A 6085-nucleotide genomic window follows, 5' to 3' on the forward strand; every position below is an offset into this window, starting at 1 on the left:
GAAACTCTGTGGCAGGAGGTCAAGTATTCGTAAGCGTCCGGTGATCTCATATTGCTCGCAAAACTCTGCTGCCACATGCTGCCTTCATTCAATACAACGAACCTGAGGCAAAATATGGCAAAACAGTATTCTCTACTGGCTCAAGCATCATCGCAATGACGCTACCGTGTCCGTTCCCATCGCCTTTATTCCTGTGCGTCGAGTTAATGCCCGGGAATAATGATCGGTGTTTTTCAAGATAGTTGTCACTGTTTGCCTGTTTTTTATGCTGCGTTTTTGTCTCCTGTTTTCCCACTTGGGTTTAATGTTACAGCCCCGAGTGGGGAGCGTTTGTGTTTGTTGCAACAACAGCCATTGATGGAAGGTCTTTAGCCGGGGTTTGGCGTATCGCCGTCGCCATTAGCGTTTCTTATCCGCCGACCGAGGTTTGATTTTACGCTCAAGCTGATAAAGCTCACGGATTGTGTCTAGCGCAACCTTTGCCAGCAGCATGACCCGCATCAATTACGTTATTGTCACAACAGATTGCCAATGTGATCGAACAAATAACGGCCAGCAGATAGATGCTATTGGTCGGCTATTCGATGGCCGGGTAATTACCAATAACCAGAATTTTTTAGTTTTTGATATTCTAGGGTTATTGTACTATCTGTGTTCTGGTGTAGAGAAGGCGCCCACTTTACATCGGCGGACAATTAATTAACGCGCTTATGTTGTTATGGTAATGGTGTGATGATGGAGATCTGTTGCCGAACTTATTTAAGTTGCAGATTTGCTGCAACTCAGTGTGCTGGTGAATGGCAATCAGGGCTCAACGGTAACCAGCCAAACAGTGAGAGGAAGATAACATGGCATTTTACCAACATCAGGAAGAGTTTGCGGGTTATAAAGTCGTTGCCTGGGTTCCGGGGCAACCGCTGGAAAACTTGCACAATACCGCTTATCGCATCGGTGTTGATTATGATGAATCCTTCAGTTTTAGTGAAAAATTTCAGCAATACTTGAGTGATCCGCTAGCTGGGCAGACGCAGGCGTTAGTGATTGGCCAGTGGAGTCATGAGGCTTATGAAGAAGATTCCTCGCAGGCAGCTGATATGCTTATTCAATCTGCGGCACAGCTCCCTCATCTTAGCGCACTGTTTTTCGGTGATATCATTGTCGAAGAGTGTGAAATTAGTTGGTTGCACAATACTGATGTCAGCCCACTAATGAATGCCTACCCTAGATTGACCCACTTCACCGTTCGTGGCGGTAATAATCTGCTGTTTTCCGAGCTGCGTAGTAATAATCTGAGCCATTTGGTTGTTCAGAGTGGTGGTTTGAATGCGGAAACGGTGCGTCAGATTGTACAAGCCAAATTACCGACACTACAACACCTAGAACTGTATCTAGGCACAGACGAGTATGGTGCTAGCTATCAACCGCATGATCTGGCACCGCTCTATCAGGGTGATAATCTGCCTGCGCTGCGCTATCTTGGGCTCCGCAATGCACATGATCAGAATAGAATAGTTGCTGAAGTGGTGCAGTCAGCTATTTTAGCGCAACTTGAGGTACTCGATCTTTCATTGGGTACGCTCACTAATGAAGGTGGGCAGATCTTGTGCCAAGCGGCTGCTGCGTTACGTCACTTGAAAAAACTGGATCTGCATCACCACTATTTAGACGATGAAATGATGCAACGGTTGGCAGGTTTGCAGATTGTTATCGATCTCTCTGAACAGCAAGATATTGAAGAAGATTGGTGCTTTGTCGCCATTGGCGAGTAGCTCAGCAGATGTTATCCCCAAGTTATGACTTATCTCCACGCCAGGTGGTGGTAGTGGCACCACCTGGTAGCCGACGAGTGGCTGCATTGCAAAACACACTGGCTAAATTGCGTTGGCCAGCAGCACAAACGATCAGCTACATGCAGGTGATGCAGCATTCCACAGCGTTAGCAACATGTTGGCCATCTGGTGTTATTTGGCGCTTGGACTCGTCAGGTGAAGATCTGGCAACTGAACGCCTGCTGTTGGCGCTGGGGCAACAGCAGCAAGGTGATCTATCGCCAACAGAGATTAGCACACTGGATCTGGAAAAAGGGCGGTTGATGCCGACTCGTCAGTGGTACCGTGGTTTTAGCCGTTTTCTGCACCATCTGCACAAGCGTTTACCAACAATAGATCACTGTGTTGCCCAATCGACGTGGCAACAGCAGCAGGTGCTGGCGATGTTTGATAAACGAGAAGCACAGCGCCGTTTTATTCAGGCTGGTTTGCCAGTACCGCCAGCATTGCCTGAGTGTGATAGTTATGAGCAGTTGCGTAGCAATATGCTAGCGAGTGGCTATCACCGAGTGTTTATCAAACTGGCTCATGGCAGCAGTGCATCAGGGGCAGTGGCGTTACAGATTGGGCGTCAGGGAGTTCGGGCTTCAACAACGGTTGAGATGATAAACAGCCATGGTGAGTTACGCTGTTACAATTCGCGCAGATTGCTACATTATCGAGATGAACGTCAGATCGCCTGCCTAATTGGGGCATTATTACAATATCACCCATTGCAGATTGAGCGTTGGCTACCGAAGATGGGTATGGACAACCGGGTCATGGATGTGCGGGTAGTTGTTACGGCGGGTAAGGCAACACATGTCTTGGTTAGGCTCGGTGCTGGCTGTATCACCAACCTGCATCTCGGTGGTCGACGTGGTGAGGTTGAGCAACTGGTTGCACGTTTGGGAGAGCAGCGTTACCGGCAGTTATTGGAATTGGCTGAGCGCGGTGCTGCCTGCTTCCCAGGGGCACTCTACAGTGGCCTCGACCTTTTGATCACTACCTCAGGTCGGATGGTGTTACTGGAGGCGAATGCATTTGGTGACTACCACCGACAGGTGCTGTACCGTGGCTTGGATACCTACGCCACTCAATTGCTGGCGTTACAGGAGCAGTTGCAATGAAGTCGCTGATTGGTAGCCACGATATCCTGTTTATTACACTCGATAGCTTAAGGTTTGATGTCGCGCAACAGGCGCATGATGCGGGTAAAACGCCTGAAATAAGCCGGTATTTGCCTGTGCAGGGCTGGCAAAAGTGCCATGCACCGGGCACGTTTACCTATCCATCGCACCAGGCTTTTTTTGCCGGATTTCTGCCAACACCTTGCCAGCCCGGCCGACATTCTCGCCTGTTTGCCGCACGCTTTGCTGGCTCAACCACGACCGATGCGACCACCTTCAGCTTTGATGAACCGGATCTGCCTGCGGCATTGAGTGCGCGCGGCTACGATACCATCTGTATCGGAGGCGTTGGTTTTTTTAATCTACGACCACCGCTCGGAACACAATTTCCCGCGCTATTTCAACAAGCTTATTGGGAGCCGAGCATGGGGCCTGCCAGTCGTCATTCTACGCAGCGACAGGTTGACAAGGCGTTAGCGGTATTGCGTGGATTGCCATCGCACAAGCGGGTGCTGCTGTTTATTAATGTCAGCGCAACGCACCAACCCACGCATATTTTTACTGATGCCAAGAAGGACTCATTGGAAACGCAAACGGCGGCACTCTGTTATGCTGATAGCCACCTTGGGCGATTGTTCACTGCGATGGCGCTTCGGAGGCCGACGTTAGTCATTTTGTGTGCTGATCATGGTGAGGCATTTGGTGAACAAGGTTTTTTCGGCCATCGTCTCGCTCACCCTTCAGTGTGGGAGGTACCCTATACCCAGTTTATCTTGCAGGACACTTCATGTCGTTAATAGCTTCCACCTTATTAAGTTCACCTTATAAATCTTATACTTATGCTTATCCACATAAAACCGCTTATCGGCCATTTAGTCCGCGCAGATTAAGTGAGGTTTGGCAGCAGCAGAATAGACGGGCACTTTTTTTATACCTGCATATTCCATTTTGTGAGATGCGCTGTGATTTTTGTAACCTGTTTACTACGGTAAATACCTCGGCAACGTTGGTGACAGATTATTTAGATGCGTTAGAGAGGCAGGTGCAACAGACCAAATACGATCTTGGTGAGAGCAACATTGTACAAATGGCGATCGGTGGTGGCACACCTACCTATCTGAAGCCTGCAGAGTTGCAGCGTCTGTATCAGATCATCGATCTGTTTAATGTTGATTACGTCACGGTTCCAACAAGTGTTGAGGTCAGCCCTGCGACAGCGACACGAGATCGATTGTCTATCTTGGCTGAATACCATACCCAACGAGTGAGTATCGGCATACAGAGTTTTGTCGAAAGTGAAGTGAAAAGCGTGGGGCGTCCACAGAGAAATGCCAAGGTATTTCAGGCACTCGATGCGATTCGTCATAGCTCTATTCCTGTGTTAAATATTGATCTGATTTATGGTTTGGCTCATCAAACCCCACAGAGTTGGTTATTCAGTCTGCAAACGGCATTGACGTTTGCGCCTGAAGAGCTGTTTTTGTACCCGCTCTATGTCAGACCACTGACAGGTATTGGGCTCTCAGGGAAATCTTGGGATGACGAACGGTTCGAACTTTATCAGCTTGGGCGTGATTATCTGTTGGCTCACGGTTACCAGCAGGTCAGTATGCGCATGTTTCGTCGTTGCCACACGCTTGCGGGGCAGGGGGAGTATTGTTGTCAAAATGACGGTATGCTCGGTTTGGGATGTGGTGCACGCTCCTATACCGAACAGTTGCACTACTCCAGCGAATATGCGGTTGGTCAAGAGGGGGTACGTTCGATACTACAGCACTATATCCGCCGTGAGCGGGCAGACTTTGCCTATGTCAATTACGGCTTCCAGCTTGATCTGGATAACCAGCGGCGGCGGTTTATTATCCAGGGACTGCTGCGCAGTGCTGGGTTGTCATTGAGCTTGTATCGACAGCGTTTTGCTAGTGATGTGCTACAAGATTATCCTCAGCTACTGGCACTTTTCCCCGCTGGCTTAGCACAACAGCGTGACAGTTCGATCACATTGACAAGCTTGGGTTTAGCCTATTCTGATGCTATCGGCCCGTGGTTATACGCCGATGAGGTTGTGCATCAGATGGACAGTTATGAGTTGACGTGATGCTAGCCTCGCTGACTGTTTTATATCGCGGTGTGCTCAGCAGTTGCAATTACAGTTGTGGTTACTGTCCATTTGCCAAACACCAAGAGAGTGCTGCTGAGCGCCAGGCTGATCGGCGCTCGTTACGGCGTTTTACCGCTTGGGCACAACAACAGAGTGATCTGGCACTGAAGCTGTTCTTTACCCCTTGGGGAGAAGCATTGATACGCAAACATTATCAACAGGCGCTGATAACGTTAAGCCAGACGGCACATATAGAAAAAGTGGTGTTTCAAACCAATCTCAGCGGCCGGTTAGATTTTTTGCAGCAGGCGGACAAGAACAAAGTTGCACTATGGGTAACCTATCACCCTGGTGAAGTGGCGTTGGTCGATTTTTTACGTCAAATTGACGACTTAATCACGCAGCAAATTCGTTTTAGTGTCGGCGTAGTGGGCAAACCGTCACACTTTGCGGCGATTACAGAGCTACGAGCCGCATTAGCACCAGAGATCTATTTGTGGGTGAATGCCTACCGTAGCAGATCACGCTGCTACCCCTATAAGCCGGAACAGTTTTTTTTTCTTAACCAGATAGATCCACTATTCAATATCAATGCGCAAGATTATCAAAGTTTGGGTAAAGCCTGCCTGACAGGAGAGCAAGTGATCAGTGTTGATCAGCATGGAACCATCCGCCGCTGCCATTTTATCGATAAAAAACTGGGTAATATTTATCAGCAAGATTATCGCAGCGTATTGATTCCACGCCCTTGTTCACGTAACCACTGTCAATGTCATATCGGCTATGTTCATATGCCGGAACGACAGCTCTACCCGCTATTCGGCGATGGTGTTTTGGAAAGAATACCTTCTTCTGTTTCTATGAGTTAATCGTAAGCGGCCTTAAATCAGCATCTGTTTTTTAGCCATTGACTGCGCAACACTACCTCTGCGTTCATTTAATACAGAGGTGCCATCATGAAATCACAACAACGTGCCGACTACTGGCGTGAACAAATTATTCTCTGGCAGACATCTGGCCTTTCCGGGCAGATTTTTTGTCAGCAA

At 48.6% G+C, this 6085-nt stretch carries 6 protein-coding genes; all 6 read left to right on the forward strand.

Annotation, left to right across the window (positions count from 1 at the left end; genetic code table 11):
• Window positions 1–848: 848 nt before the first annotated feature.
• A complete protein-coding gene (locus EOJ37_RS11940) occupies window positions 849–1769 on the forward strand; it encodes an STM4015 family protein (protein WP_127960133.1) in 921 nt (306 codons plus the stop codon).
• Between the two features lie 8 nt (window positions 1770–1777).
• Window positions 1778–2938, forward strand: coding sequence for an STM4014 family protein (locus EOJ37_RS11945; protein ID WP_127960134.1), 1161 nt, complete (start codon window positions 1778–1780; stop codon window positions 2936–2938).
• The gene (locus EOJ37_RS11950) at window positions 2935–3735 is read left to right on the forward strand and encodes an STM4013/SEN3800 family hydrolase (protein WP_127960135.1); all 801 of its coding nucleotides are present in this window, start codon (window positions 2935–2937) and stop codon (window positions 3733–3735) included. Before EOJ37_RS11945 ends, EOJ37_RS11950 begins: the two co-directional genes overlap by 4 nt.
• Window positions 3726–5036 (forward strand): STM4012 family radical SAM protein, encoded by a 1311-nt coding sequence (locus tag EOJ37_RS11955; protein ID WP_127960136.1) that lies wholly within the window; start codon window positions 3726–3728, stop codon window positions 5034–5036. The genes EOJ37_RS11950 and EOJ37_RS11955 overlap by 10 nt, the downstream gene beginning before the upstream one ends.
• The gene (locus EOJ37_RS11960; RefSeq protein WP_127960137.1) at window positions 5036–5908 is read left to right on the forward strand and encodes an STM4011 family radical SAM protein; all 873 of its coding nucleotides are present in this window, start codon (window positions 5036–5038) and stop codon (window positions 5906–5908) included. Before EOJ37_RS11955 ends, EOJ37_RS11960 begins: the two co-directional genes overlap by 1 nt.
• Window positions 5909–5995: 87 nt before the next feature.
• Window positions 5996–6085 (forward strand): IS66 family insertion sequence element accessory protein TnpA (gene tnpA, locus EOJ37_RS15100; protein WP_420820638.1); only part of this gene is annotated, 90 nt, incomplete at its 3' end.

Source organism: Serratia microhaemolytica, from assembly GCF_004011885.1.
Taxonomy (GTDB): domain Bacteria; phylum Pseudomonadota; class Gammaproteobacteria; order Enterobacterales; family Enterobacteriaceae; genus Serratia_G; species Serratia_G microhaemolytica.

What these genes read in the sequence shown, in the direction of transcription:
- EOJ37_RS11940 (WP_127960133.1), top strand. Translation starts at nt 849, where the DNA reads ATGGCATTTTACCAACATCAGGAAGAGTTTGCGGGTTATAAAGTCGTT.
- EOJ37_RS11945 (WP_127960134.1), top strand. Translation starts at nt 1,778, where the DNA reads ATGTTATCCCCAAGTTATGACTTATCTCCACGCCAGGTGGTGGTAGTG.
- EOJ37_RS11950 (WP_127960135.1), top strand. Translation starts at nt 2,935, where the DNA reads ATGAAGTCGCTGATTGGTAGCCACGATATCCTGTTTATTACACTCGAT.
- EOJ37_RS11955 (WP_127960136.1), top strand. Translation starts at nt 3,726, where the DNA reads ATGTCGTTAATAGCTTCCACCTTATTAAGTTCACCTTATAAATCTTAT.
- EOJ37_RS11960 (WP_127960137.1), top strand. Translation starts at nt 5,036, where the DNA reads ATGCTAGCCTCGCTGACTGTTTTATATCGCGGTGTGCTCAGCAGTTGC.